25 protein-coding genes are annotated in these 23,532 nt (G+C 68.0%); 15 read left to right on the forward strand and 10 right to left on the reverse strand.

The features are described 5' to 3' along the window. Window positions 1-3: 3 nt before the first annotated feature. Window positions 4-1,296, reverse strand: a complete 1,293-nt coding sequence (locus ACFM35_RS02825; protein WP_378838072.1) for a DUF445 domain-containing protein — start codon at window positions 1,294-1,296, stop codon at window positions 4-6. A gap of 69 nt (window positions 1,297-1,365) precedes the next feature. Here ACFM35_RS02825 and ACFM35_RS02830 point away from each other — a divergent pair, with 69 nt between their 5' ends. After that, window positions 1,366-1,638 carry a metal-sensitive transcriptional regulator gene (locus tag ACFM35_RS02830; RefSeq protein ID WP_378838074.1) on the forward strand — a complete coding sequence of 91 codons (273 nt, stop codon included), beginning with the start codon at window positions 1,366-1,368 and terminating at the stop codon, window positions 1,636-1,638. Between the two features lie 9 nt (window positions 1,639-1,647). Here the strand turns inward: ACFM35_RS02830 and ACFM35_RS02835 are convergent, their stop codons facing one another. Further along, window positions 1,648-2,808 carry an acyl-CoA dehydrogenase family protein gene (locus ACFM35_RS02835; protein ID WP_378838076.1) on the reverse strand — a complete coding sequence of 387 codons (1,161 nt, stop codon included), beginning with the start codon at window positions 2,806-2,808 and terminating at the stop codon, window positions 1,648-1,650. Between the two features lie 149 nt (window positions 2,809-2,957). On the opposite strand from ACFM35_RS02835, the gene ACFM35_RS02840 reads away from it, so the two are divergent. Continuing rightward, window positions 2,958-3,380 carry a pilus assembly protein CpaE gene (locus ACFM35_RS02840; protein ID WP_378838078.1) on the forward strand — a complete coding sequence of 141 codons (423 nt, stop codon included), beginning with the start codon at window positions 2,958-2,960 and terminating at the stop codon, window positions 3,378-3,380. A 24-nt stretch (window positions 3,381-3,404) separates the two neighbouring features. Here ACFM35_RS02840 and ACFM35_RS02845 read toward each other — a convergent pair whose 3' ends face one another. Together ACFM35_RS02845 and ACFM35_RS02850 are read right to left on the reverse strand one after the other, a co-directional pair. Further along, the gene (locus tag ACFM35_RS02845; RefSeq protein WP_378838081.1) at window positions 3,405-4,334 is read right to left on the reverse strand and encodes an intradiol ring-cleavage dioxygenase; all 930 of its coding nucleotides are present in this window, start codon (window positions 4,332-4,334) and stop codon (window positions 3,405-3,407) included. Between the two features lie 75 nt (window positions 4,335-4,409). Then, window positions 4,410-5,633 (reverse strand): MFS transporter, encoded by a 1,224-nt coding sequence (locus ACFM35_RS02850; RefSeq protein WP_378838083.1) that lies wholly within the window; start codon window positions 5,631-5,633, stop codon window positions 4,410-4,412. A 350-nt stretch (window positions 5,634-5,983) separates the two neighbouring features. Here ACFM35_RS02850 and nrdH point away from each other — a divergent pair, with 350 nt between their 5' ends. The 4 genes from nrdH to nrdF are packed head-to-tail and all read left to right on the forward strand — an operon-like array spanning window position 5,984 to window position 9,812. Next, a complete protein-coding gene (nrdH, locus tag ACFM35_RS02855) occupies window positions 5,984-6,217 on the forward strand; it encodes a glutaredoxin-like protein NrdH (protein ID WP_378838086.1) in 234 nt (77 codons plus the stop codon). 16 nt (window positions 6,218-6,233) lie between these two features. Next, on the forward strand, window positions 6,234-6,665 hold the full coding sequence (gene nrdI, locus ACFM35_RS02860; RefSeq protein WP_378838088.1) for a class Ib ribonucleoside-diphosphate reductase assembly flavoprotein NrdI: 432 nt from the start codon (window positions 6,234-6,236) through the stop codon (window positions 6,663-6,665). After that, on the forward strand, window positions 6,647-8,803 hold the full coding sequence (nrdE, locus tag ACFM35_RS02865; RefSeq protein ID WP_378838091.1) for a class 1b ribonucleoside-diphosphate reductase subunit alpha: 2,157 nt from the start codon (window positions 6,647-6,649) through the stop codon (window positions 8,801-8,803). The genes nrdI and nrdE overlap by 19 nt, the downstream gene beginning before the upstream one ends. Before the next feature lie 31 nt (window positions 8,804-8,834). Beyond that, window positions 8,835-9,812 carry a class 1b ribonucleoside-diphosphate reductase subunit beta gene (nrdF, locus tag ACFM35_RS02870; protein WP_378838094.1) on the forward strand — a complete coding sequence of 326 codons (978 nt, stop codon included), beginning with the start codon at window positions 8,835-8,837 and terminating at the stop codon, window positions 9,810-9,812. 978 nt (window positions 9,813-10,790) lie between these two features. Here the strand turns inward: nrdF and ACFM35_RS02875 are convergent. Then, on the reverse strand, window positions 10,791-11,162 hold the full coding sequence (locus ACFM35_RS02875) for a VOC family protein (protein WP_378838096.1): 372 nt from the start codon (window positions 11,160-11,162) through the stop codon (window positions 10,791-10,793). Between the two features lie 106 nt (window positions 11,163-11,268). On the opposite strand from ACFM35_RS02875, the gene ACFM35_RS02880 reads away from it, so the two are divergent. The 3 genes from ACFM35_RS02880 to ACFM35_RS02890 are packed head-to-tail and all read left to right on the forward strand — an operon-like array spanning window position 11,269 to window position 13,033. After that, window positions 11,269-11,694, forward strand: coding sequence for a MarR family winged helix-turn-helix transcriptional regulator (locus ACFM35_RS02880; protein WP_378838099.1), 426 nt, complete (start codon window positions 11,269-11,271; stop codon window positions 11,692-11,694). A 20-nt stretch (window positions 11,695-11,714) separates the two neighbouring features. Continuing rightward, window positions 11,715-12,179 (forward strand): DUF3817 domain-containing protein, encoded by a 465-nt coding sequence (locus ACFM35_RS02885; RefSeq protein WP_378838102.1) that lies wholly within the window; start codon window positions 11,715-11,717, stop codon window positions 12,177-12,179. A gap of 29 nt (window positions 12,180-12,208) precedes the next feature. Further along, a complete protein-coding gene (locus ACFM35_RS02890) occupies window positions 12,209-13,033 on the forward strand; it encodes a hypothetical protein (RefSeq protein ID WP_378838104.1) in 825 nt (274 codons plus the stop codon). Here ACFM35_RS02890 and ACFM35_RS02895 read toward each other — a convergent pair. From ACFM35_RS02895 to ACFM35_RS02910, 4 genes are read right to left on the reverse strand one after another with little or no spacing between them, the layout of a single operon-like run. Next, complete coding sequence (locus tag ACFM35_RS02895) at window positions 13,023-13,793, reverse strand: EI24 domain-containing protein (protein WP_378838106.1); 771 nt, start codon at window positions 13,791-13,793, stop codon at window positions 13,023-13,025. The two genes, ACFM35_RS02890 and ACFM35_RS02895, sit on opposite strands and share 11 nt — an antisense overlap. A 42-nt stretch (window positions 13,794-13,835) precedes the next feature. Beyond that, window positions 13,836-14,099 carry a DUF6510 family protein gene (locus ACFM35_RS02900; RefSeq protein ID WP_378838108.1) on the reverse strand — a complete coding sequence of 88 codons (264 nt, stop codon included), beginning with the start codon at window positions 14,097-14,099 and terminating at the stop codon, window positions 13,836-13,838. Further along, entirely contained in the window at window positions 14,099-14,842 is a 744-nt protein-coding gene (locus ACFM35_RS02905) for an FAD-binding oxidoreductase (RefSeq protein ID WP_378838110.1), read from the reverse strand. Before ACFM35_RS02905 ends, ACFM35_RS02900 begins: the two co-directional genes overlap by 1 nt. Beyond that, window positions 14,839-15,429, reverse strand: coding sequence for a molybdopterin-dependent oxidoreductase (locus ACFM35_RS02910; RefSeq protein WP_378838112.1), 591 nt, complete (start codon window positions 15,427-15,429; stop codon window positions 14,839-14,841). Before ACFM35_RS02910 ends, ACFM35_RS02905 begins: the two co-directional genes overlap by 4 nt. Window positions 15,430-15,629: 200 nt before the next feature. Between ACFM35_RS02910 and ACFM35_RS02915 the strand changes: the two genes are divergently transcribed. The 5 genes from ACFM35_RS02915 (at window position 15,630) to ACFM35_RS02935 (ending at window position 21,450) form a co-directional block, all read left to right on the forward strand. Further along, window positions 15,630-18,188 (forward strand): ATP-dependent Clp protease ATP-binding subunit, encoded by a 2,559-nt coding sequence (locus ACFM35_RS02915; RefSeq protein ID WP_378838114.1) that lies wholly within the window; start codon window positions 15,630-15,632, stop codon window positions 18,186-18,188. A 116-nt stretch (window positions 18,189-18,304) separates the two neighbouring features. Further along, window positions 18,305-19,129: an LLM class flavin-dependent oxidoreductase gene (locus ACFM35_RS02920; protein ID WP_378838117.1), complete on the forward strand. Its 825-nt coding sequence runs from the start codon at window positions 18,305-18,307 to the stop codon at window positions 19,127-19,129. 4 nt (window positions 19,130-19,133) lie between these two features. Then, the gene (locus ACFM35_RS02925) at window positions 19,134-19,556 is read left to right on the forward strand and encodes a hypothetical protein (RefSeq protein ID WP_489672259.1); all 423 of its coding nucleotides are present in this window, start codon (window positions 19,134-19,136) and stop codon (window positions 19,554-19,556) included. After that, a complete protein-coding gene (locus tag ACFM35_RS02930) occupies window positions 19,553-20,443 on the forward strand; it encodes an LLM class flavin-dependent oxidoreductase (RefSeq protein WP_378838119.1) in 891 nt (296 codons plus the stop codon). The genes ACFM35_RS02925 and ACFM35_RS02930 overlap by 4 nt, the downstream gene beginning before the upstream one ends. Beyond that, window positions 20,440-21,450: an epimerase gene (locus ACFM35_RS02935; RefSeq protein WP_378838121.1), complete on the forward strand. Its 1,011-nt coding sequence runs from the start codon at window positions 20,440-20,442 to the stop codon at window positions 21,448-21,450. The genes ACFM35_RS02930 and ACFM35_RS02935 overlap by 4 nt, the downstream gene beginning before the upstream one ends. Window positions 21,451-21,499: 49 nt before the next feature. On the opposite strand, the gene ACFM35_RS02940 is transcribed toward ACFM35_RS02935, so the two are convergent. Beyond that, the gene (locus ACFM35_RS02940; RefSeq protein ID WP_378838124.1) at window positions 21,500-21,913 is read right to left on the reverse strand and encodes a DUF6157 family protein; all 414 of its coding nucleotides are present in this window, start codon (window positions 21,911-21,913) and stop codon (window positions 21,500-21,502) included. A gap of 67 nt (window positions 21,914-21,980) precedes the next feature. On the opposite strand from ACFM35_RS02940, the gene ACFM35_RS02945 reads away from it, so the two are divergent. Beyond that, on the forward strand, window positions 21,981-23,504 hold the full coding sequence (locus tag ACFM35_RS02945) for an ATP-dependent DNA ligase (protein WP_378838126.1): 1,524 nt from the start codon (window positions 21,981-21,983) through the stop codon (window positions 23,502-23,504). Window positions 23,505-23,532: the final 28 nt, after the last annotated feature.

Genomic DNA, 23,532 nt, shown 5'->3' on the forward strand with positions numbered 1-23,532 from the left:
CGGTCAGCCGAGAAACGCATGTGCGATCGTGAAGATCGCCAGCCCGGCCAGCGCGCCCACGATGGTGCCGTTCAGGCGGATGTACTGCAGGTCTCGACCAACCATGAGCTCGATCTTCTCCGTCGTCTCGGCCGGATCCCAGCGTTCGACGGTGTCGGTGATGATCGAGGCGATGTCGTGGCGGTAGCGACTCACGAGGAACACCGCTCCCTGGCCGACCCAGTCGTCCACGCGACGTTGGAGCGCAGCATCCGTCCGCAATCTCCCGCCCACGTCGACGAGTGCCGCTGTGGCGCGCGTGCGCAAGCCGCTGTCGGGGTCGGCGAGGGCGGTCAGCAGTCCGGTCTTGGCCGTGTTCCAGGCGGCGGCGGCGAGCTCGCGCACGCGCGGACTGTCGAACACGGCGATCTTGCTGTCCTCGAGTCGGCCGATCGTGGCGGGGTCGTGCTGCAGACCGTCGGCCAGTCGTTCGAGGTAGGCGTCGATCGCGTGGCGGGCCGGGTGATCAGGATCGGCCCGCACCGCGGCGACGAACCTCACGGCCTCGTTGTAGATCGTGTCGTCGACGAGGCGGTGCGCCAGCGAGGGCACCCACGTCGGCAGTCGTCGAGACACCAGCCCGTCGAAGGCCGCGTGGTTGCCCTCGAGCCACGCCGCGACGTTCTCGGCGGCCATGTCGACGGCGCCGTGATGCGCTCCGGATGCCACGATCCGCTCGAGCCATCCCCCGAGCGGCGGGCCCCACTCGGGCATGATCAGATGCGTGCGTGCGAGGTCCTCGATGATGCCGTTCACGTCGTCGTCGCTGAGGGCGTTCAGCACCCCCGTCGCCATGGTGGCGCCTTCGGAGATGACGCGCTGGGCGTGGGTCTGCCCCTGCGCAGAAGGCTCCGGGTCGGTGAGCCATCTGCCGACACTCGTGGCGATCGACAGGGAATCGAGCTTGGTGCGCACGACCTCCTCGGAGAGGAAGTTCGTCTCGACGAACTCTCCGAGTGTGCGGCCGATCTCGTCCTTGCGATTCGGGATGATCGCGGTGTGCGGAATCGGGATGCCGAGCGGATGCCGGAAGAGCGCGGTGACCGCGAACCAGTCCGCAAGCGCGCCCACCATGCCGCCCTCCGCGGCGGCACGGACGTAGTCCAGCCACGGGTAGCGTTCCTGCAGCGTGAACGCGACGACGAAGAGCACGGCCATGAACACGAGCGCGCCGAGCGCGACGGTCTTCATCAGACTCAGGGCTCGACGCCGCTCCTGGTCCGCGGGACTGAGCAGAGCAGGGGGAGTGCGGGCCATGCGGCCCATCCTCGCACGAGGGCGGCATGCGGGCCGCGGCGAGGAGAGCCTCGGCGGTAGCCTTGCGGCGTGATCGACGACATCAAGAAGCGCGCCCTGCACCGCACCAGCATCCTGGAGGGGCAGCTCCGGGGCCTCGCCAAGATGATCGAGGGCGAGGACTACTGCATGGACATCATCGCCCAGTCCCGAGCCATCGAGCGGGCCCTGGAGTCGCTGAACCGGCTGCTGCTCGAGAACCACCTGCGCACCCACGTGACCGAGATGTTCGACGCGGGCGGCGAGCAGCGCGACCAGGCCGTCGCCGAACTGCTGAAGGCGTTCGACTTCGACCGGCGCTAGGTCGGACTTCTACGGCTGAAGCGGACCGAGCCATGCGCCGGCCACGGTGGAGTGGACCGACTCGGGGTCGGACGGATGGAACATCCCGGCCAGGACGTCTCGGTAGAGCCGGCTCAACTCGGAGCGCGAGAAGTAGGAAGACCCGCCGCTGACGAGGATCGCTTCGTCGACGACCTGCTTGGCCGTGACGACCGCGCGGTGCTTCAGGCCCGACAGCTGTGCGAACCACTGCGATCCGCGGTCCGCGCCCTGATCGATATCGCGGGCGAGCGAAGCGATCTGCGGGGGAAGGGCGTCGTAGGCGAGCGCCATGTCGGCGATGCGCCAGCGGATGTCGGGATCCTGGCTGTACGCCTTGCCGGTCTTCTTCGATCGCCGTGCGCCGGCCGTCTCGACGGCGACCTCGAGCGCTCGCCGGGCGATGCCCGTGTACACCGATGCGATCAGCACCTCGAAGACGCTGAAGATCCCGAACACGATCGGGTCGGGGTTCGGACCCGGAGCCACCCGGCGCACGACGCGATCGGCGGGGGCGACGGCGCCGTGCAGCTCGGTGGTGCGACTCTGCGTCGCGCGCATGCCCAGGGTGTCCCAGTCATCGCGCGTCACGACCGCGTCGCTGCGTGGGACGAAGGCGTAGATCATCTGAGGCGCATCCGGCGACGTGGTGTCCAGGCCGTGCATCCCCAGCTGCGTCCAGACCGGCGACAGGGTCGTGAAGATCTTGGTCCCGGTGAACGTATACGCCCCATCGGCCCGGGGCGCGGCATCCGTCTCGCTCCCGAACAGCACGAGGTCGTTGCCGGCCTCGCTGATCCCGAACGCGAAGATCTCGCCGGCGGCGGCGCCCGTCTGCACGAATGCGAGGTCGTCGATACCGCGGTCCTGCATCACTTTGGCGACCCCGGTCCACACGAGGTGCATGTTGATCGCCAGGGCGGTCGCCGGTGCCGCCGTCGCGAGGCGCTGCTGCAGGACGGATGCCTCGACCAGGCTCAGCCCGGATCCGCCGCGATCGACCGGCACGAGGATCGCGAGGTATCCGGCGGCCTGAAGCTCGGCGAGGTCGTTGTGTGGAAAGGTGTTCTCGCGGTCATGGACGACCGCGCGCTCACGGAAGCGGGCGAGCAGGTCGTCGGGCAGGAGCGCCGCGGGATCGAAGGAGGTCACCGCACCATTCTCGTCCGCTCGGCCGCCGTCGGCGTCAGCTCGCGGCATCCGGAGAACCTCGAGGGCGCGCGGACGGGACGACGGGGACGGGCGAGTGCTCGCTCGAGGAGCGGCCCGCGGTCGCCGCATCCCGGGCCATGATTGTCTCCATGATCTCTACGGAATCCGCTGCGGCTCTGCGCCAAGCCGGACTCGTCTGGCGCCCGGCATCGGGTGATCGGTTCCAGTTGAACGAGCCGGAGTTCGACGCGGACGTTTTCACCGTGAGCGACATGACGATCGAGCCACGGTCGTATTCCACGGGAAGCATTTTGGCGTTCAACGGAACCACCGAATGGGCCCTGGATTCGGTCGCCCTCGAGGACGCCCTGTGGCTGCCCCATGAAAGCCAGCTGCGGGAGATGCTGCGCACCGCGTTCCGCGCCCTACGGCGTCTCCCCGACACGTACGAGGTCGAGATCGCGGTGCGTCGGCCCGAGGGCACGGGGGAAGACGTGTTCGCCTTCCAGCATCCGGAGCCCGCGGATGCGTACGCGCTCGCCGTGCTCGAGCTGCTGCGCCGCATCGCCTGATGCGAGCGGGGAGGGGGGCGGTCCTCAGACACCCACCGTCAACGTCGCGGAGTAGCCCGTGGACACCGAACCCGACATCGTGGCCATCTGGTGGATCCCGCCGTCATCGCCGAACACCATGTCGGACTGCAGTGAGGTCTGCGCGAGGTTGCGGACACTCTGTTCATACCCCGCGGTCGCGTAGACGGCCGAGTCGATCTCCTCCGGGAGCGCCATCTGTGAGGTCTTCACGATCGGACCGGACGTGACGGCGCTGTCGACATCGTCGTAGACCTCGAAGTGGATGTGCGGCCACCGGCCGGAGTAGCACGCGGGATAGATGCTGGTGAAGGTCACCAGCCCGTTGGCGTCGGTCTGCTGCACCCCTCTCAGATAGTTCTCGTTCTCGACGCCCGAGCTGTACAGCGAGTAGTTGCCGTCGCGATCGCAATGCCACACGTAGACGCCTTTGCCGGCGAGCGCGGCACCGGTCGCGGCGTCGCGGACCGTCAGCGCGATGACGAGGGGAATGCCCGGCGCGACGGTCGTGGAAGAGCCGAAGCTCGCGCGGATGTCGCTGCGGACGATTCCCGAGTCGTCGAGCACGTTCACCCCGTTCGAGCCGTCACCCGGGTACGGACCGGCTGTCTCATCGGGGACCTCATCGAGCGGGACGGATGCGTCGGCCGTCGCGGTGGCCGACGCGGTCGGCGTCGACGATGCGCGCGTGGCGCTCGCGGTCGCCGTGGCGGAGGCGTCCGCCTCTGCGGTGACACCGCACGCGGTGAGCAGGGAGGTCAGCGTGAGTCCCCCGAAGATCCCGAGCGCGCGGCGGCGGTTGACGAGCGTCTGCACGTCGTACACCAGACCACGGTGGTCTTCATCGATGGGGACGCCGTTCTCGTCCTCCCACACGCGGGTGCCGTGGGCGTCGGGGGCGTCGTCGGACGGGCGGTCGTGGAAGCGCGATGTCATGTCTCCACGCAACCGCACGGCGATATGAGCGTCCTATGCGCTCCCTACGTCACCCGCATGACAACGCACGCCGGGTCACGTGATCGTGGGAACCGGCTCGGTGTCGGGAATCGGACTGGCATCACGGCCGCGCAGGTCGGGGAAGCCGCGCACGAACGCCGCCGAGACGAGTACGCCGACCAGTGCGAACGCCGTCGCCGCCGTGTATGCACCCCACGGGCCCACCCCGTCGATGAGGAAGCCGGCGACCGCAGAACCGGCGGCCGCACCGATGAGCTGTCCGGTGCCGACCCAGCCGAAAGCCTCGGCGGTGTCGCTGAATTTCACGCTCGCGGAGGTGATCGCGAAGATGAGCGCCAGTGCCGGTGCGATGCCGACTCCGGCGAGGACGAGGGTGATGCCCAGCCACCACACGTTCGGCTGCGCCGCGGCGAACATCACCGGAAGGGTGAGGGCGAGGCCGATCGTGACGATGGTCAGTCGTCGCGCCATCGACCAGGAGCTCATCGGGATGCGTCCCGACAGGAGTCCGCCGGCGAGGCTGCCCACCGAGAAGACGGCGAGGACGAGCCCGGCCTCGAGGCCGCCGTGTCCGAAGGTGGCGACCACGCCCGCCTCGACGGCGCTGCACGCGCCGATCAGCAGGAAGCCGACGACCGTGGCCAGCAGCACGGGTGCTTTCGTGAGGACGACGCCCAGCTTCCGCCGGCTGCGGGGGATGCGCACGCGCCCGAGCTCGGGGGAGAGGATGAACCACGCCCCGCCGCCGATGAGGATGACGACGATGAGAAGGATGGCGGGCACGGTGCCGGCCTGAGTGGCGACGAGCGTGATGACGACGGGCGCGAGGATCCAGATGATCTCCTGCAGCGAGGCGTCGAGGGAGAACAGTGCGGTCAGCTGTCGGGAGTTCACCATCTTCGGATAGATGGTGCGGACCGCCGACTGCACGGGCGGGGTGGAGAGCCCGGCGAGCAGCCCCAAGGCCATGTAGGCCGGCAAGGGCATCTCGACCAGCCCGATGGTGGTCAGCGAGATGGCGCAGATCACGAGGGTGATGCTGAGCACCTTGCGCATGCCCCAGATGCCCATCCATCGACTGGTGACGGGGCCGGCGAGCGCCTGGCCGATCGACGTCGCCGCCAGGACGAGGCCGGCGGCGCCGTACGAGCCCGTCACGTGCTCGATGTGCAGAAGGATGGCCAGGCTGGTCATGCCGTTCGGGAAGCGAGCCGTGAGTTGCGCGGCGATGATGCGCCCCACTCCGCGCGTGCGCAGCAGCTCTCGATACCCGGCCATGGTCACCCACGCTACCGATCCGCGCCGCGGCCCGCGACACGCCGGAACCGCCCGACGGCATCGAATCCGCTGCGTCTAGCGGCCGACGCAGGAGCACCTGTGGATGGATAGCCGGGCGGGCAGCGAGATCGGCGGGATTCGGGGCTTTCCGAGCTTCGAAACCCGACCCGCGCCTGTGGATGAATCGGTGGACAACGTGTGTTGTACCTGGGGAGAGGTGTGGATAATCACACCGATGTAACTACTAGCCCTTGTGGTGCTTTCCAATGTCGGTACCCATATGTAGTATTGGTCATCCCGGTGGGGTCTACCGGGAGAAGCAGACGAACTGAGGGGAGAAACGGGTCAACATGGCAATCACGGTCTACACCAAGCCCTCGTGCGTTCAGTGCACGGCGACCTATCGCGCGCTGGATTCGAAGGGGATCGAATACGAGGTCCTCGATCTCTCCCAGGACGCCGGTGCGCTCGAGCAGGTCAAGGCGCTCGGCTACCTCCAGGCGCCGGTCGTCATCACCGATGAAGACCACTGGTCGGGATTCCGTCCCGACAAGATCGACGAACTCGCCAGCCGCCTGGCCTGACACCCCGGCGGCGCTCATGCAGACAGCGACAGAAGCGCCGCTGCTGGTCTACTTCTCCAGCGTGTCCGGCAACACGGCGCGATTCATCGAGAAGTTGGGCATGCCGGCGATGCGGATTCCGCTCACCGGCGGCGAGCCCCTGCTCCACGTCGACGAACCTTTCGTCCTGGTCACGCCCACGTACGGCGGGGGACAGGGTAGAGGAGAGGAACGCGGGGCCGTACCCAAACAGGTCATCCGGTTCCTCAACGACGAGGGCAATCGGAGCCTGATCCGCGGGGTCATCTCCGCGGGCAACACGAACTTCGGCGACGCGTTCTGCGCCGCCGGTGACATCATCAGCCGCAAGTGCCGAGTACCGCACTTGTATCGGCTGGAAGTCTTCGGCACGCCCGAAGACGTGGATCGCGTGAGCGACGGATTGGAACGATGGTGGAAACTGCGCTGACTGAGGCCGAATTCAAGGTGAACGCGCGCTTCGAGGGGCTCGATTATCACGCCCTGAACGCGATGCTCAACCTCTACGACGAGGACGGGAAGATCCAGTTCGACGCTGACAAGCGGGCGGCGCGCGAGTACTTCCTGCAGCACGTCAACCAGAACACGGTGTTCTTCCACTCCCTGCAGGAGCGCTTGGACTACCTGGTCGAGAAGGAGTACTACGAGCCGGCCGTGCTGGCGAAGTACACCCCCGAGTTCATCCAGGAGCTCAACGACCTGGCGTACGCGAAGAAGTTCCGTTTCGACACGTTCCTCGGAGCCTTCAAGTACTACACGAGCTACACGCTCAAGACGTTCGACGGCAAGCGGTACCTCGAGCGGTTCGAGGATCGCGTCGTGATGACGGCCCTCGGCCTCGCCGACGGCGATCAGAAGCTCGCCACCGATCTGGTCGAAGAGATCATCGCCGGTCGCTTCCAGCCCGCGACACCGACGTTCCTGAACACCGGCAAGGCGCAGCGCGGTGAACTGGTCTCGTGCTTCCTGCTTCGCATCGAAGACAACATGGAGTCGATCTCGCGGGGCATCAACTCCTCGCTGCAGTTGAGCAAGCGCGGTGGTGGTGTCGCCCTCCTGCTGTCCAACATCCGCGAGTCGGGCGCACCGATCAAGCAGATCGAGAACCAGTCCAGCGGCATCATCCCCGTGATGAAGCTGCTCGAAGACAGCTTCAGCTACGCGAACCAGCTCGGTGCGCGTCAGGGAGCCGGTGCGGTGTACCTCTCGGCCCACCACCCCGACATCCTGCGCTTCCTCGACACGAAGCGTGAGAACGCCGACGAGAAGATCCGCATCAAGACGCTCTCGCTCGGTGTCGTCATCCCCGACATCACGTTCGAGCTCGCCAAGAACGACGAAGACATGTACCTCTTCTCTCCGTACGACGTCGAGCGCGTCTACGGTGTGCCGTTCGGCGACATCTCCGTCACCGACAAGTACCGCGAGATGGTCGACGACGCGCGCATCAAGAAGACGAAGATCAACGCGCGCGAGTTCTTCCAGACCCTCGCCGAGATCCAGTTCGAGTCGGGCTATCCGTACATCATGTTCGAGGACACGGTGAACAAGGCCAACCCGATCAAGGGTCGGATCAACATGTCCAACCTGTGCTCGGAGATCCTCCAGGTCAACACGCCCACGACGTACAACGAAGACCTCTCCTACGCCGAGATCGGCAAGGACATCTCGTGCAACCTCGGGTCGATGAACATCGCCCTGGCGATGGACGGCGGAAACCTCGGTGCCACGGTTGAAACCGCCATCCGCGCGCTCTCCGCGGTCAGCGAGCAGTCGCACATCTCGTCTGTGCGCTCCATCGAGGACGGCAACGACCGCTCCCACGCGATCGGCCTGGGGCAGATGAACCTGCACGGCTACCTCGCCCGTGAGCACGTGCACTACGGGTCGGAGGAGGGGCTGGACTTCACCAACATCTACTTCTACACGGTGCTGTTCCACGCCCTGCGCGCCTCGAACAACCTCGCGATCGAGCGTGGTGTCGCCTTCGACGGCTTCGCCGACTCCACCTACGCCTCGGGAGAGTTCTTCGACAAGTACACGGATGCCGCATGGCAGCCCGAGACCGAGAAGGTCAAAGAGCTCTTCGCCGGCATCCCGATCCCGACGCAGGAGGACTGGGCGGCTCTGAAGGCCAGCATCCAGCAGCACGGCATCTACAACCAGAACCTGCAGGCGGTGCCGCCGACCGGCTCGATCTCGTACATCAACAACTCGACGAGCTCGATCCACCCGATCGCGTCGAAGATCGAGATCCGCAAGGAGGGCAAGCTCGGCCGCGTCTACTACCCGGCGCCGTTCATGACGAACGAGAACCTGGAGTACTACCAGGACGCCTACGAGATCGGCTACGAGAAGGTCATCGACACGTACGCGGTGGCCACGCAGCACGTCGACCAGGGGCTGTCGCTGACGCTGTTCTTCAAAGACACCGCGTCGACGCGCGACATCAACAAGGCGCAGATCTACGCATGGCGCAAGGGCATCAAGACGATCTACTACATCCGCCTCCGGCAGATGGCGCTCGAAGGCACCGACATGACCGAGTGCGTTTCGTGCATGCTGTGACGCTCAATTCATTCGATCACCGAGGACGTTCATGACCCCCGAAAAGCTCAAGCTGCTCACGCAGGTGCAGGCCATCAACTGGAACCGCATCCAGGACGATAAAGACGTCGAGGTGTGGAACCGTCTGGTCAACAACTTCTGGTTGCCGGAGAAGATCCCGCTGTCCAACGACATCCAGTCATGGAACACGCTGACGCCCGACGAGCAGCTGCTCACGATGCGCGTCTTCACCGGGCTCACGCTGCTCGACACCGTGCAGGCGACGGTCGGCGCGGTCTCGCTCATCCCCGACGCGATCACTCCGCACGAAGAGGCGGTGTACACGAACATCGCCTTCATGGAGTCGGTACACGCGAAGAGCTATTCGTCGATCTTCTCGACGCTGTGCTCGACGAAGGAGATCGACGAGGCGTTCCGGTGGTCGGTCGAGAACCCGAACCTCCAGAAGAAGGCTCAGATCGTCATGGAGTACTACCAGGGTGACAGCCCGCTCAAGCGCAAGGTCGCGTCGACCCTGCTCGAGAGCTTCCTGTTCTACTCGGGCTTCTACCTGCCGATGCACTGGTCGTCGCGTGCGAAGCTCACCAACACGGCCGACCTCATCCGGCTGATCATCCGAGACGAAGCCGTGCACGGCTACTACATCGGCTACAAGTTCCAGAAGGGTCTCGAGAAGGTCACGCAGGCCGAACGCGACGATCTGAAGGATTACACGTTCTCTTTGCTGTACGAGCTCTACGACAACGAGATCCAGTACACGCAGGACCTCTACGACGGCGTCGGCCTGACGGAGGACGTCAAGAAGTTCTTGCACTACAACGCCAACAAGGCGCTGATGAACCTCGGGTACGAGGCGATGTTCCCGTCGTCGGTCACGAATGTGAACCCGGCGATCCTCTCCGCTCTGTCGCCGAACGCCGACGAGAACCACGACTTCTTCAGCGGGTCGGGCTCGTCGTATGTGATCGGCAAGGCCGAGGCCACCGAGGACGCGGACTGGGACTTCTGACACCCTGAGCCGCCGCGGCGTGCTCACGACGAGAAGAACGGCCGGCGCCGGTCACCGAACGGTGATCAGCGGCGGCCGTTCTTCTCGGAAGTGATCGGCCGGGCGCGGCGTTTGTCAACCACCCCCACGGATGTGGTCGCTAACGCGCAGATTACGTAGCCTTGAAACAAGCAAGTACGCCTGGGGCTGCGCTTGCGTGGTTGATGCACTCGCCTGGGGCGATGTGCACGCGTGCCCCCTCGGATGCCGGTCGCTCGATCGTGTGTCCGAGGGGGCAGCGCTCTTCCTCCGCCGCGGCGCCTCGGGTGCCGCCGTCGTCGAGGTTCGGCTGCCGACGTCGTCAAGAAGAGACGGCCGCCGAGTTCGCCGCGTCGCGCATCAGACCGCAACGACGAACGACGCCTCCGGAGCAGAAATGCTCGGAAGACGCCGTTCGTGCTGTGCACTGTGAAGACCGACCCGACTCAGATGTCGGGACGACGACTTTTGCTGTGTCTGTGCCGCAGACGCGCGCGTCGGTTGGACAACGCGCATCGCCCAACTTAAGATCAAGGTGGGTGCTCTGCTTCTCGATCTGATCGATCGGTCTCCCCCAGTGACCGAGCCAATCGACCCATCCCCAGTGGGTCTCGGTGTTGCAGTGTTCCTCGGTCCCCTTCACGCCTGGCCCGCACGGCATTGTGGCGTGGAGGGGATCGCTTCACGCAAGTCTCTCAATTTCCCCAGAAATCGGATGCCCCGTGATGCGCCCACTCGGAGAGCTCCCCAGCTTTTCCCCAGTTCCCCAGTACCCCGGGTGGACTGAGAAAACGATAACACCCTGTCGGCCGTTTGGGGGACAAGAAAGGGTGATTTCGGGTGTACTGAGCCAATCCTGAGGATAAGGTTTTTACCCCCCACAGACGCCGGGAATCGGTAACTTTCTTACCCGCGCCGGCCTCCGCTGCCGATGACGACGGTCGCCCTCTCCGTTGCCTGTCAGGTGCGCGGCGGAAGCTGCTGCAGGGTCCAGGTGTTTCCGTCGGGATCGTCGAAGGTCACGAACCGGCCCCATCCTTGATCGTCGACACCACTCGCCACCACGCCCGCCGCCCGCAGCTGCGCGAGGGCTCCGTCGGCATCGGGCACGACCACCTGGATCGTGTTCTGGCGACCGGGTTCGAGGTCTATCCCCAAGCCGACGCCGAAGGCGATCGAGCACGCCGAACCCGGGGGAGTCAGCTGCACGAACCGCAGGTCGTCGCCGACGGTCTGGTCGTGGTCGACGTGGAAGCCGATCTTCACGTAGAAGTCCTTCGCCCGGTCGACGTCCGTCACCGGCACGAATATCAACTCGATCTTCCAGTCCATGGCGTGCTGCTCCTCTGCGGATCGTCCAATGGTTCCTGCCTGCACTCTACGAGGCGCCTCCGACGTAGCATGGGGGATCGGATCGCGGGTACGCAGGGAGTAATCGATGGCGACGGCACGACCTCCTTTCAGTCCCGTGATCGCGCTCCTGACGGTGTCGGCCGTGTGGGACGCGCAGCTCAACGCCCACCTCCGCGAGGTCGGACTCACCACCCGCAAATACGGCCTGCTCGCCCACATCGAGGCGACGCCGGGGATCTCGTTCAGCGAGCTCGCTCGCCGCTCTCAGATCACGGTCCAGACCGCGCACACGGCGGTGAAGTCGCTCGCCGAGAACGAATTCGTGACGGATGCCACGGCCCATGCGGGCGCGGCATCCGATCTTCGTGTCACGGCACTCGGCGAACGCGCCCTGCGGAGCGCCGACCGCCTGCTGGCAGACCTGGACGGGGCCTTCGCCACCGGTGCGCCGACGCTGACGAGCGCGCTCGAAGGCCTGCACGAAGAACCTCCGCAGCCGACATCGATCTAACCTTCAGATATACTGAAGGCATGTTCCGGACGCCCCTCGCCCTCTTCCGCACCGCCGCCGTCGCCGAGGCGGTCTCGTGGACCCTCCTCATCACGGGGTTGATCCTGCGCGCCACGATCGACCTGCCCATCGCCGTCACGATCGGCGGCGGCATCCACGGGTTCGTGTTCCTCGCGTACGGAGCGACGGCCGTGCTCGTGGCGAAGAACCAGCGTTGGGGCGCGTGGCCGACGATCGTCGCGATCGCGAGCGCGGTGATCCCGTACGCCACCATTCCGACCGAATTATGGCTGCACCGCACCCGGCGGCTGAGCGGCGCCTGGCGTCGGGAGCAGACCGCGGATCCACGGGATGCCGCATGGCACGATCGCGCGATGCGCGCTCTTCTGCGCAGGCCCTGGTCGCTGGCCGTCATCCTGGTCGTCGCGATCATCGCCATCTTCGTCATCCTTCTTGTGGCGGGCCCGCCGGGCGGTCGCGACTGACCGTCGTGCCGGGCGGGCATGATGGGGGCGTGGCCACATCTTCCACCGCGACGCAGCGGACCTATCGCTACCTGCGCCTGTCGATCGTCGGAGCCGTGCTCGCGCTCTTCGTCTCCCTCATCGTCGTGGCCTCGCAGGTCGGGGCCTTGCCGCCGTCGATCAGCGCGATGCTCTACACGCCCGGGAGAACGGTCTTCGTCGGGGTTCTCTTCGCGGTCGCCGTCGCGTTCCTCGCGCTGTCCGGACACAGCGTCGCGCAGGCGCTGATCGACATCGCCGCCGTCTTCGCCGTGCTCATCGTCATCATCCCGACACCGGTCGCCTCGGGTGAGGTCCCGGACGTCGAGGTCGTCTGCCCGGAAGGGGCGATCCGGTGCGTCCCCGAGAGCGAGTGGGCGAACATCGCCAACGGCATGCTGACCTTCGCCGTCTTCGGGCTGATCGCGGTCGCCGGCGTGCTCGCCCTGGCGGCTCTCCAGCAGACCCTCAGCGCAGGGGTGTGGGTCACCGCCGCCGCCGCATCCCTCGTGATCCTCGGTGCGACAGGATGGTGGGCGCTCGCGCGGACGTCGTTCCTCGACGTCGGCCACTTCGTCGTCACGACGTGCTTCTTCGCTCTGATCGCCGTCGTCTCCGGGCTGGCCGCACGAGGCGCCGGCCGCGGCTACCGGTTCGGTTATGCAGCGATCGCGATCGGCATCGCGATCGACCTGACGGTGCTGCTGATCGCCGCCGTGACCCGCGCACCGGTCGTCCTCGCGGGGGAAGTCACCGGTCTGCTGCTCTTCGCCGCGTTCTGGATCCTGCAGACCGCGGAGAACTGGACGGACAGCGATCCCGCGATCACTCGGTGAGCGAGGCCGCCGTCGAGCCGACATCGCCTGCGACCAGCTCGCGTGCCAACAGGGTCGATCCGGCGACCGCCGCAGGCATGGTCACCACGGCTCCGAGTGGCACCAGGAAACAGAGCTGGGTGGCCACGCCGAAGCCGAGCGTCGCGCCCCGGTGACGGCGCAGGAGGCGCTTGCGGGCGGCGGGGGAGAGGCCGCGGGCCATCAGCGCGCGCGAAGCGAGCTCGTCGGCGAGCAGCCATCCTGTCAGGCTGACACCCAGCACCGCGCCGATCACGGACCCCACGATCGGTACGAGACCCGCGAGGCCGGCGACGATCGCGACGCCGAGGCCGCGCACGAAGAAGGCGAGGGCATCCACGGTCGATCGGAGGAACCCGTAATCGGCTTCGGGAACCTCGCCACCCTCTCGGCGTTCCACGGCGCGCCAGATGCGGTCGTAGAAGGGCTCCCCGACGATGAGCGTGAGCGTCGTGAATGTGACCGCCGCGAGCACGAGGGCCGATCCGAGAACAGCGGTACCCACCGCCGCGCGGATGAGGGTCGCCCAGATGCCCGGCCAGCCGTCGGCGAACGGCGTCAGCGCGTCCGCCAGGTCGGGGAGCACGAGGGCGAGGCCGACGAGCGCAGCGCTCAGTACCAGACCGACGATCGCGGCGGGGACGAGACCGAGTGCCATCACACCGGGGCGCTTGCGCCACCATCCGAAGCCCGCGATGAGCAACCGCACACCGTGGAAGAACGACCCGAAGAACCCCTGCACCTCACCAGCGTACGAGCACGACCTCGCCGAGCACGACCTCGCTCAGTGCGACGCCGGAATCTCGACGGCGGCGACACCCGGCATCCCGAACCATCGCCGTCCATCCTGCGATTCGACGACCGTCACCAGCACGGCATCGCACGTCGCGCACCGAGCCACGACGCCCATCGGCGAGACGTAGACAAGACATGTTGCGACCACGGCTGTGGTGCCGCAGTGGGCGCACCGCGCGGAGCGGTCGGTGAGGTCGGCTCCGAGCGCGTCGACGAGGGTCCCGGCGAGGGCATTGCCGTCGAGGTGGGTCATCACGTTCCTCCGAACCGCTCTGTGCGTACCCGACCCGGGTGGTGCCCCGCCGCGACGAGCCACTCGGCCACCGTCTCGACGAACGACGTGGGACCGCAGACGTAGACGAGCGGGTCGGATGCCGCGTCCCACGTGAGAGCCGTGAGCTGCTCACGGGTGACGCGGCCGGGGGCGGAGTGATACTCCTGCGGTGCGCGCCGGGTGTAGATGAAGTCGAGCTCGAGCGGATGCGCGGTGGTCGTGAACGACTGCAGTTCGCTCCGGAAGAAGACGTCTGCCGGCGTGCGGACCGAGTACAGCATTCGCAGGCGCGTCTGATCGCCTGAGGCAGCGTGAGCGGAGGCGATCGCGTACAGCGGGACGACCCCCGATCCTCCGGCGATGAGCTGCACGGGCGGCGCCGCCGGGGCGGCGGGGGGCGTCCAGATGAAAAAGGCGCCGAGCGGGCCGTGCACCTCGACGGGGTCGCCGACCTGCAGGTCGTGCACGAGGAAGGGCGACACCTCGCCGGTCGGCACTTCGTCGACGGCCAGGGTGATCCGCGTCCCCTCACCGGACGACGCCAGCGAGTACGAGCGCGTCGCCTGGTAGCCGTCCGGGGCGGTCAGGCGGACGTCGACGTGAGCGCCCGCGTCGTTCCCCGGCCACGTGGGGACGTCGAAGACGAGCCGTCGTGCGTGCGAGGTCTCCGCGGATGCCGCGACCAGCGTCGCGACGTGCCACGCGGCAGGGCGGCGGATCACCAATAGCGCTCCTCGCGCCAGGGGTCGCCGTGCAGGTGGTAGCCGTTCTGCTCCCAGAAGCCGGGATCGTCGGTCGGCATCGTGACGAGCCCCTTGACCCACTTCGCGCTCTTCCAGAAGTACAGATGCGGCACGAGCAGGCGCGCGGGGCCGCCGTGCTCGGGGTCGAGCGGTTCGCCGTCCGCCTCGAACGCGATCCACGACTTCCCGTCCAGGAGGTCTTCGAGGGGCACGTTCGTCGTGTAGCCGCCGTAGGAGTGCGCCATGACGAACTCGTGGGCGGTCTCGACCTCCGAGAAGACGGCGTCCAGGGGCACTCCGCGCCACGGCATCTGCAGCTTCGTCCAGTGCGTCACGCAGTGGATGTCGGTGGTGATGTCCTCCAGCCCGAGAGCGCGCAGCTCGTCCCACGACCACGTCTTCGTGCCGTTCTCGGTCTGGACGGAGAAGGACCAGTCGGCGGGGGTGACGCGCGGCGTGGGCCCCGCGGAGAGCACCGGCCAGTCCTCGGTCAGCGTTTGTCCGGGAGGAAGGCGGGGGTCGCGATCGCGTGAGCGGCCGGAGAAGCCTCGGGTGATGAACGACATGGTGTCTCCTCGCGTGCGATGGTCACTCGTGTGGTTTCAGAGTAGCCACATCCGTCGTCTGCGAAGAGGGGGTTTCCGGGTCTTCTCGACGCATGTCGTGCCCTCCGGGAATACCGCAGACCGCATTCCGTTGAACTTGATACGTCTTAGCTCAAGTTCCGATTTTCGGCGGTGCTTGATTCATATCCACAGGAGAAAACATGCCTGACGACTTCACTTCCTCCGGCGCCGACGGTGACGCGACGCCCTTCGACGATTTCCTCGCCCGCTACCTCGACGGCGAGCGCGCCCGTGCCGCACGTTCCATCGACCTCAGCCGCTTCCTGAGTGCCCGCACGCAGGGCATCCTCCAGACCGCCGGGCAGTTCGCCCTGGAGCGCGGTCAACACGAGCTCGACGCCTTGCACGTCCTGCGCGTGATCGTGAACGAGGACCCGGCCAATCTGGCGGTGCGACGCCTCGGCGTCGATCCCCAGGCGATCGCCCGTGCCGCCGAGCAGCGGCTTCCGGCCGCCTCGGGCGCGGCATCCGTCGACGGCGCCGTCATCGCGCCGTCCGTGCAGCGTGCGCTGTTCCACGCGTACCAGGTGGCCCGCGCCTCGGGCTCGACGTATGTCGACCCGGAGCACCTCTTCTTCGCGCTGGTCATCGGCCAGGATGCTCCCGCCGGCCAGGTGCTCGCGCAGGCCGGTGTGACCGCCGAAGCCCTCACGCAGGGAATGCGTGAGACCGTCTCGCCCGAGGGCATGCCCTCGGCGCCCCCGTCGAACGACACCGAGCCCTCGGAGACGCCGATGCTCGACACATACGGCACCGACCTCACCGCCCAGGCGCGCGAAGGCGCTCTCGATCCGGTGATCGGTCGGAGCGATGAGATCGAGCAGACCATCGAGATCCTGAGTCGGCGTACGAAGAACAACCCTGTTCTCATCGGCGAGGCCGGCGTCGGCAAGACCGCCATCGTGGAGGGACTCGCCCGCGCGATCGTGGCAGGAGCCGTGCCGGAGCAGCTGCGCGACAAACGGGTCATCAGCCTGGACCTTCCGGCCATGCTCGCCGGAACGCGCTACCGCGGCGATTTCGAGGAGCGTCTCACGCAGACGATGGATGAGATCGCAGCCCGCAAGGGCGAGGTGATCGTGTTCCTCGACGAGGTGCACACCGTCGTGGGTGCCGGCGGGGCCGGCGACGGCGGCATGGACGCCGGCAACATCCTCAAGCCTCGCCTGGCGCGCGGTGACCTCCACCTCGTCGGCGCCACGACACTCGCCGAGTACCGCCGCATCGAGAAGGACCCCGCGCTGGAGCGCCGGTTCCAGCCGGTGCGCGTCGGAGAGCCTTCGGTGAGCGATGCGGTGCTGATCCTTCAGGGTCTGCGCGGCGCGTACGAGGAGCACCACCGCGTGACGTACACGGATGACGCTCTGCGCGCCGCCGTCGAGCTGTCCGACCGCTACGTGAGCGACCGCGTGCTGCCCGACAAGGCGATCGACCTGATCGACCAGGCCGGCGCGCGGCTGCGGCTGCGGTTGGGCGTGCCCGTGGACATCTCGGGAATGATCGAGAAGCTCGCGGTGCTCGAGGCCGACAAGAACGCCGCGGTCTCGGCGGAGCACTACGAGGAGGCTTCGCGCATCCGCGACGACATCACGCAGCTGCAGGCTTCGATCGAGTCTGCGACGGCCAACGGCGCAGGTCATGACGGAGCGACCGTGGTCGACGAGACGCAAATCGCCGCCGTCATCAGCCGAGCCACCGGCATTCCGGTCTCGCGTCTGACCGAGACCGAGCGCGAGCGGCTCGCCCTCCTCGAGGAGGAGCTGCACGGACGGGTGATCGGGCAGGATGCCGCGGTCACCGCGGTCGCGAAGGCCGTGCGTCGCAACCGCACGGGCATGGGCGACGCGCGTCGACCGGTCGGGTCGTTCCTGTTCCTGGGTCCCACGGGCGTGGGCAAGACCGAGCTGGCCAAGTCGCTTTCGCACGCTCTGTTCGACAGCGCGGACGCCGTGATCCGGTTCGACATGAGCGAGTTCGGCGAGCGGCACACGGTCGCGCGCCTCGTCGGTGCCCCTCCGGGATACGTCGGCTACGACGAGGCGGGGCAGCTCACCGAGAAGGTGCGCCGGAACCCGTACGCCGTGATCCTGTTCGACGAGATCGAGAAGGCTCACCCCGACGTGTTCAACCTTCTGCTGCAGGTGCTCGACGACGGCCGTCTCACCGACGGTCAAGGACGTACGGTCGACTTCCGGAACACCGTCATCGTCATGACCTCGAACATCGGCAGCGAGTTCCTGGCGTCGCGTTCCGGAGCGATCGGCTTCATCGCCGATGGTGGCGGCGAGTCCGGATTCGGGTCGGACAAGGACCTGCGCGATCGGGTCATGGGCAAGCTGCGCGAGGCGATGCGACCGGAGTTCCTCAACCGCATCGACGAGATCGTGCTCTTCCGCAAGCTGGATCGCGCGCAGCTCGGCGAGATCGTCCGTCTCATGCTCGCCACCACTGCCGAGCGGCTGGCCGGCCGTGACGTCACGCTCGACGTGACGGACGACGCCGTCGCCTGGCTCGCCGAGCACGGGTACGAGCCCGAGTACGGCGCCCGTCCGCTCCGCCGGCTGATCCAGCGCGAGGTCGACGACCGCGTGGCCGACCTGTTCGTGACGGGCTCGCTCGTCGACGGGGGAGCGGTGACGGTGGATGCCGCGGCCGGCGCCCTCGTCGTCGACGCAGCTCGGATCGCCCTGGCCGCCTGACCGGACCGCTCCGCGGTCGACCGCACCTGATCGGCGAGACGCCCCGCATCGCGGGGTGTCTCGCCGATCGTCGTATCAGCGCCCTGCAGGTCGGACGAATGGGGCATGCTCGGGATATGACACGCGCACACCTCTCACTGGGAGTGGCCGGGTCGCTCGGCCCGGAGACGATCGCAGCGATCGCGGCGAAGGCCGAGGCATCCGGCTACCACGCCCTGTGGGTCAACGACACGCCGACCGGGGATTCGCTGGCCGCGCTCGGTGCAGCCGCGCAGGTGACCGACACGCTCGTCCTCGCGACGGGGGTGCTCCCGGTCGACCGGCGGTCCGCCGGGGAGATCATCCGCGCCGTCCGAGCGCACGCACTTCCGCAGGAGAGGCTCGTACTCGGCATCGGTGCCGGGCAGCGCAGAGCCGGGGGCCTGGCGCTCGTCGGCGACGCCGTGCGCATGATCCATGGCGAGACCTCCGCGCGGGTTCTCGTGGGGGCGCTGGGACCCAGGATGCGGCTGCTCGCCGCGGAACAGGCGGATGGCGCTCTGCTCAGCTGGCTCAGTCCGGACGAAGCTGCGGCGCAGGCCGCGACCCTGCGCGATGACGCGGGGGTGGCGGGACGAGTCGACGGCGGGTACGCCGCGCTCTACGTGCGGACCGCCGTCGACGAGGCGGCCATGCGGCGTCGCGACGAGGAGGGCGCGCAGTACGCCGGCTATCCCGCCTACGCGGCCAACTTCGCCCGCCTGGGCCTGACACCCGCGGACACGATGCTTCCGCTTCCGGGCGGCGCGGGGATCGGCTCCGGTCTGGCCGCATTCGCGACGGCCGTCGACGAAGTCGTGTTGCGCGCGATCACCGCGGGAGACGACGTGGAGCACTACCTGTCGTTCGTCGACCGTGCGCGGGGCGCGCTGACGATCAGCGACGCCCGGGTGACAGACTGACACGGTGAACCGCCGACGTCGACGACCCTCTTCCGCCTCCGGCATCGCCCGGCTCGCCACGAGACTCGCGCTCGGTGCTCTGCTCATGATCGCGGGCGTCTCCCACCTGACCTGGGGCAGACGCGGGTACCGCATGGTCGTCCCCGACTGGGCGGTGACGCTTCTGCGACTCGACAAGGACGCGATCGTCGTCGGCTCGGGCGTGGTGGAGGTCATGCTCGGCGGTGCGCTGGTCGCCCTGCCGAGGGAGCGGCGCACGATCGGGGCGCTGGTGGCGGCATTCTTCGTCGCCGTGCTTCCGGGCAACGTCCACCAGTGGCGTACCGGGCGGGACGCCCCGATGCTCGACACGGACCGCAAGAGGTTCGCGCGTCTTTTTCTGCAGATCCCCCTGGTGGCCGGAGCGATATGGAGTACCTCTCGATGAGCGTGACCGTAGGAGCCATCTTCATCCCGGACTTCCCGCCCGAAGACCTGCGGGGCGCGGCGCTCGCGGCGGAGGAGGCGGGCGTCGCAGAGTTGTGGCTGTGGGAGGACTGCTTCCGCGAGTCGGCGTTCGCCGCGGCATCCGCCGTCCTGGCGTGGACGAGCACCCTGCGCGTCGGGATCGGCGTGGCGCCGATGCCGCTGCGCAACGTCGCGCTGACGGCGATGGAGATCGCGACGCTCGAGCGCATGTTCCCCGGACGATTGATTCCCGGTGTCGGACACGGTGTGCTCCCGTGGATGGCGCAGGTCGGCGCGCGTGTCGCGTCTCCGCTGACGCTCATGCGCGAATACGTGCCGGTGCTCCGGGAGCTCCTGGCCGGCGCCGCCGTCAGCACGACCGGCCGATACGTCACGCTCGACGAGGTGACGCTGGACTGGCCGCCCGCCTCGCCCCCCGTCGTGCTCGCCGCCGGGGAGGGTCCGAAGACCGTGCGCCTCACCGGCGAGGTCGCCGACGGCACCATCCTTCCGGCGGGCAGCACCCCCGAGCGCGTCGCCCGTACTCTCGCGCTCGCTCGTGAGGGGCGGGCGGCGGCGGACCGCGACGGCGATCACGAACTCGTGGTGTTCGTGATCGCCGCGTTCGGCCAGGACGACGCGCGGGCGCGGGTGCGCACGGACCTGCAGCGGTGGGAGACCGAGCCGGATCCGTCGCTCGACGTCGCCGGTTCACCCGCACGGGTCGCGGACGCGGTGCTGCGCTTCGCCCGCGCGGGCGCGACGTCGGTGATCCTGCAGCCGACCGGTGACGAGTCCGATCTCGGCGCCTTCTACAGCGGTGTCGGCGAGGTCAGCCGGCTCGTGGCGGCTGGCGAGGAGGCGTGACGGATCCTGCGGGAGTCGGCACGGTCTCGGCGCCGACCGTCGCGATCGCGGGAGCGAGCGGATTCGTCGGGCACGCGCTCGTTCGAGCCTTCCGCGAGGACGGCTACCGGGTGCGGATCATCGGTCGTCGCGGCCCCGACGCACGGTGGGACGATTCCGGCTCGGTGCACCGTGCCGTCGACGGCGCGCAGGTCGTCGTGAACCTCGCCGGCACGTCTGTCAACCGCCGGTACACCGACGACAACCGCGACGAGATCCTCCGTTCGCGGATCGAGACGACCCGGATGCTGCGCCAGGCGATCACCGACGCCGAGGCGCCTCCTGCGCTCTGGATGAACGCCAGTACGGCGACGATCTACCGCCATGCGATGGACCGTCCGCAGATCGAGAGTACGGGAGCGCTGGGCACCGGGTTCTCGGTCGATGTGACGCGCAACTGGGAGGACGAGCTGTTCCGCGGCGAGCTGCCCGAGACGCGTCGCGTGGCGCTGCGGATGGCGATCGTGCTCGGACGTGGGCCGGCCACCGACATCCTGTTCCGGCTGGCCAGGTTCGGGATCGGCGGCACCCAGCACGACGGGTGGTGGCCGCACCACCGCCGGTACCGCGGCATCGGCGCACACCCGACGGACTCCGAGCGTCTCTGGCACCGCTCGCGAGGCCGGCAGCGCTTCAGCTGGATCCACATCGACGATGCCGTCGGAGCCGTGCGCTTCATCCGCGATCATTCGCGGATCGAGGGGCCCGTCAACCTGTCCTCGCCCGCGCCCAGCGACAACCGCGAGCTGATGAAGACGCTCCGCACTGTGGTGCGGATGCCGTTCGGCGTCCCGTCGTGGCGGTTCATGCTGGAACCCGCGATGTGGGTGCTGCGGACCGAGCCGGAGCTCGTCCTGAAGAGCCGTTGGGTGCTTCCCGACGTCCTGGTCGGTGCGGGCTACGAGTTCTCGTACCCCTCGCTCGAGCCCGCGCTGCGCGCGATCTGGGCGGAGCGCGGGGCTCGCTGAGGAAGGGGATGTGCGCGATGCGCACGCACACGCCCCTGCGGCCGGGCCGTCAGGAGCGACTCCGCGAGGAGCGCATGGCTCGCACGTGCGCGATCTGACCGTCGGCCGCGAGACGCGCGTAGCCGTCGGATTCTCGCGCGTACAGGGCGATCCGCCCCTGCGCGTCGTGATGCACGCCCCACCCGTAGCGCTTGCCCAGGGGTGAAGACCGCAGGCAGGGCTGACCCTTGGCGAAGAATGCCTCGCGGGCGGCAGGCCGGTCGGACTCGGGCACCCCCGCGCGGCGCGCGTATGTCTCGAAGACGACGTCGTCGGAGGTGAGCGCGTAGGGCGCGGCGCTGACGAGCGCGTAGTGCAGCTCGGCGATCGTGGGATCCGCCCTGGCCGGTGGCTCGACTGCGTTGTCGACCGGGCAGTCGTCGGCGACCTCGATGAACGTGTCGACGTAATTCGTCGTGTGCATGGCGCCACGCTAGCGGCTGCGTACGACATCTCGTGCCCGTGTCGGTGGTCGATGGAAGACTTCGACCATGCTGTTGGCAGAGTTGGTCTCCACCGCCCGCACGGTCGCCGCGACCCCCTCGCGTACCGCGAAGATCGCCGCGCTCGCCGATCTGCTCGGCCGACTCGACGAGCACGAGGTCGCGCCTGCCGTCGGACTGCTCATCGCGCGTCCGCGGCAGGGGCGTGTGGGGGTCGGTTGGCGGGGCATGGGGGGCCTCGACGTCGGCCACGCCACCGAACCGGTCCTGACCGTCGATGACGTCGACCTCTTCCTCGACGAACTCCTCGCCACCTCGGGCGCGGGCTCCGCCGCCGTCCGCTCCGGGACCCTCCGCGCATTCGCCGATCGCGCCACCGCTGAGGAGTGGGAGTTCACGACCAGGGTGATCCTCGGGGAGCTGCGCACGGGTGCGCTGGAGGGCGTTCTGCTCGACGCCATCGCTGCGGCGGCCGATCGCCCCTCCGCCGATGTGCGGCGGGCCGCGATGCTGTCGGGCGATCTCGGCGAGACCGCGCGGCTCGCGCTCGCCGGCACGGCGGCAGACCTCGACGCGGTGGGTCTCGTCGTCGGCCGACCCGTCATGCCCATGCTCGCCTCGACGGCCGCGACGCCGGCGGACGCGCTCGCCGTCACGGGCGCGGCATCCGTCGAGTACAAGCTCGACGGCGCACGCATCCAGGTGCACCGCGACGGGGCAGACGTGCGCGTCTTCACGCGCACCCTTGCCGAGATCACATCCCGCGTGCCCGAGATCGTCGAGGCCGTGCGGCAGCTGCCGGTGAAACGCGTCATCCTCGACGGCGAGACGCTGTCGCTCGACGAGGACGGCGGCCCCCGACCGTTCCAGGACACGATGGCCCGCTTCGGCTCGGAGGCGTCGTCGTCGGTGGTCCTCCGTCCGTGGTTCTTCGACATCCTGCACGTGGACGGCCGCGACCTCCTCGACGAGCCGCTGTCTGCGCGCCTCGTCGAACTCGAGCGGGTGGTCGGCCCGCTGCGCATGCCGGGAGTCGTCACCGACGACCCGGAGACGGCGGAGCAGCTCTCGCATGAGGCGCTGTCGGCGCGTCACGAGGGAGTGATGGTGAAGGCGCTCGACTCGACATATGCTGCAGGGCGTCGGGGAAAGAGCTGGGTCAAGGTCAAGCCCGTGCACACGTTCGACCTCGTCGTGCTCGCGGTGGAGTGGGGCTCGGGTCGTCGCACCGGATTGCTGTCGAACCTGCACCTCGGGGCATTCGATCCGACGGGGGAGTTCGGCGAGCCGGGCGGGCTCGTCATGGTCGGCAAGACCTTCAAGGGACTCACCGACCAGCTGCTGCAGTGGCAGACCGCGCACTTCGAGGCGCAGGCGATACGGCGGACCGCCTCGACCGTCTTCGTGGAACCGTCGACAGTCGTCGAGATCGCCATCGACGGCGTACAGCGTTCGACCCGCTATCCCGGGGGAGTGGCGCTGCGATTCGCCCGGGTCAAGCGGTATCGCGACGACAAGTCCGCGGCCGAGGCCGACACGATCGGAACGCTTCGACGGATGCTCGCTCCCTGATGCGAGCACGGGAATCCCCGCACGGGTG

This window comes from Microbacterium songi (genome assembly GCF_042747925.1).
Lineage (GTDB): Bacteria > Actinomycetota > Actinomycetes > Actinomycetales > Microbacteriaceae > Microbacterium.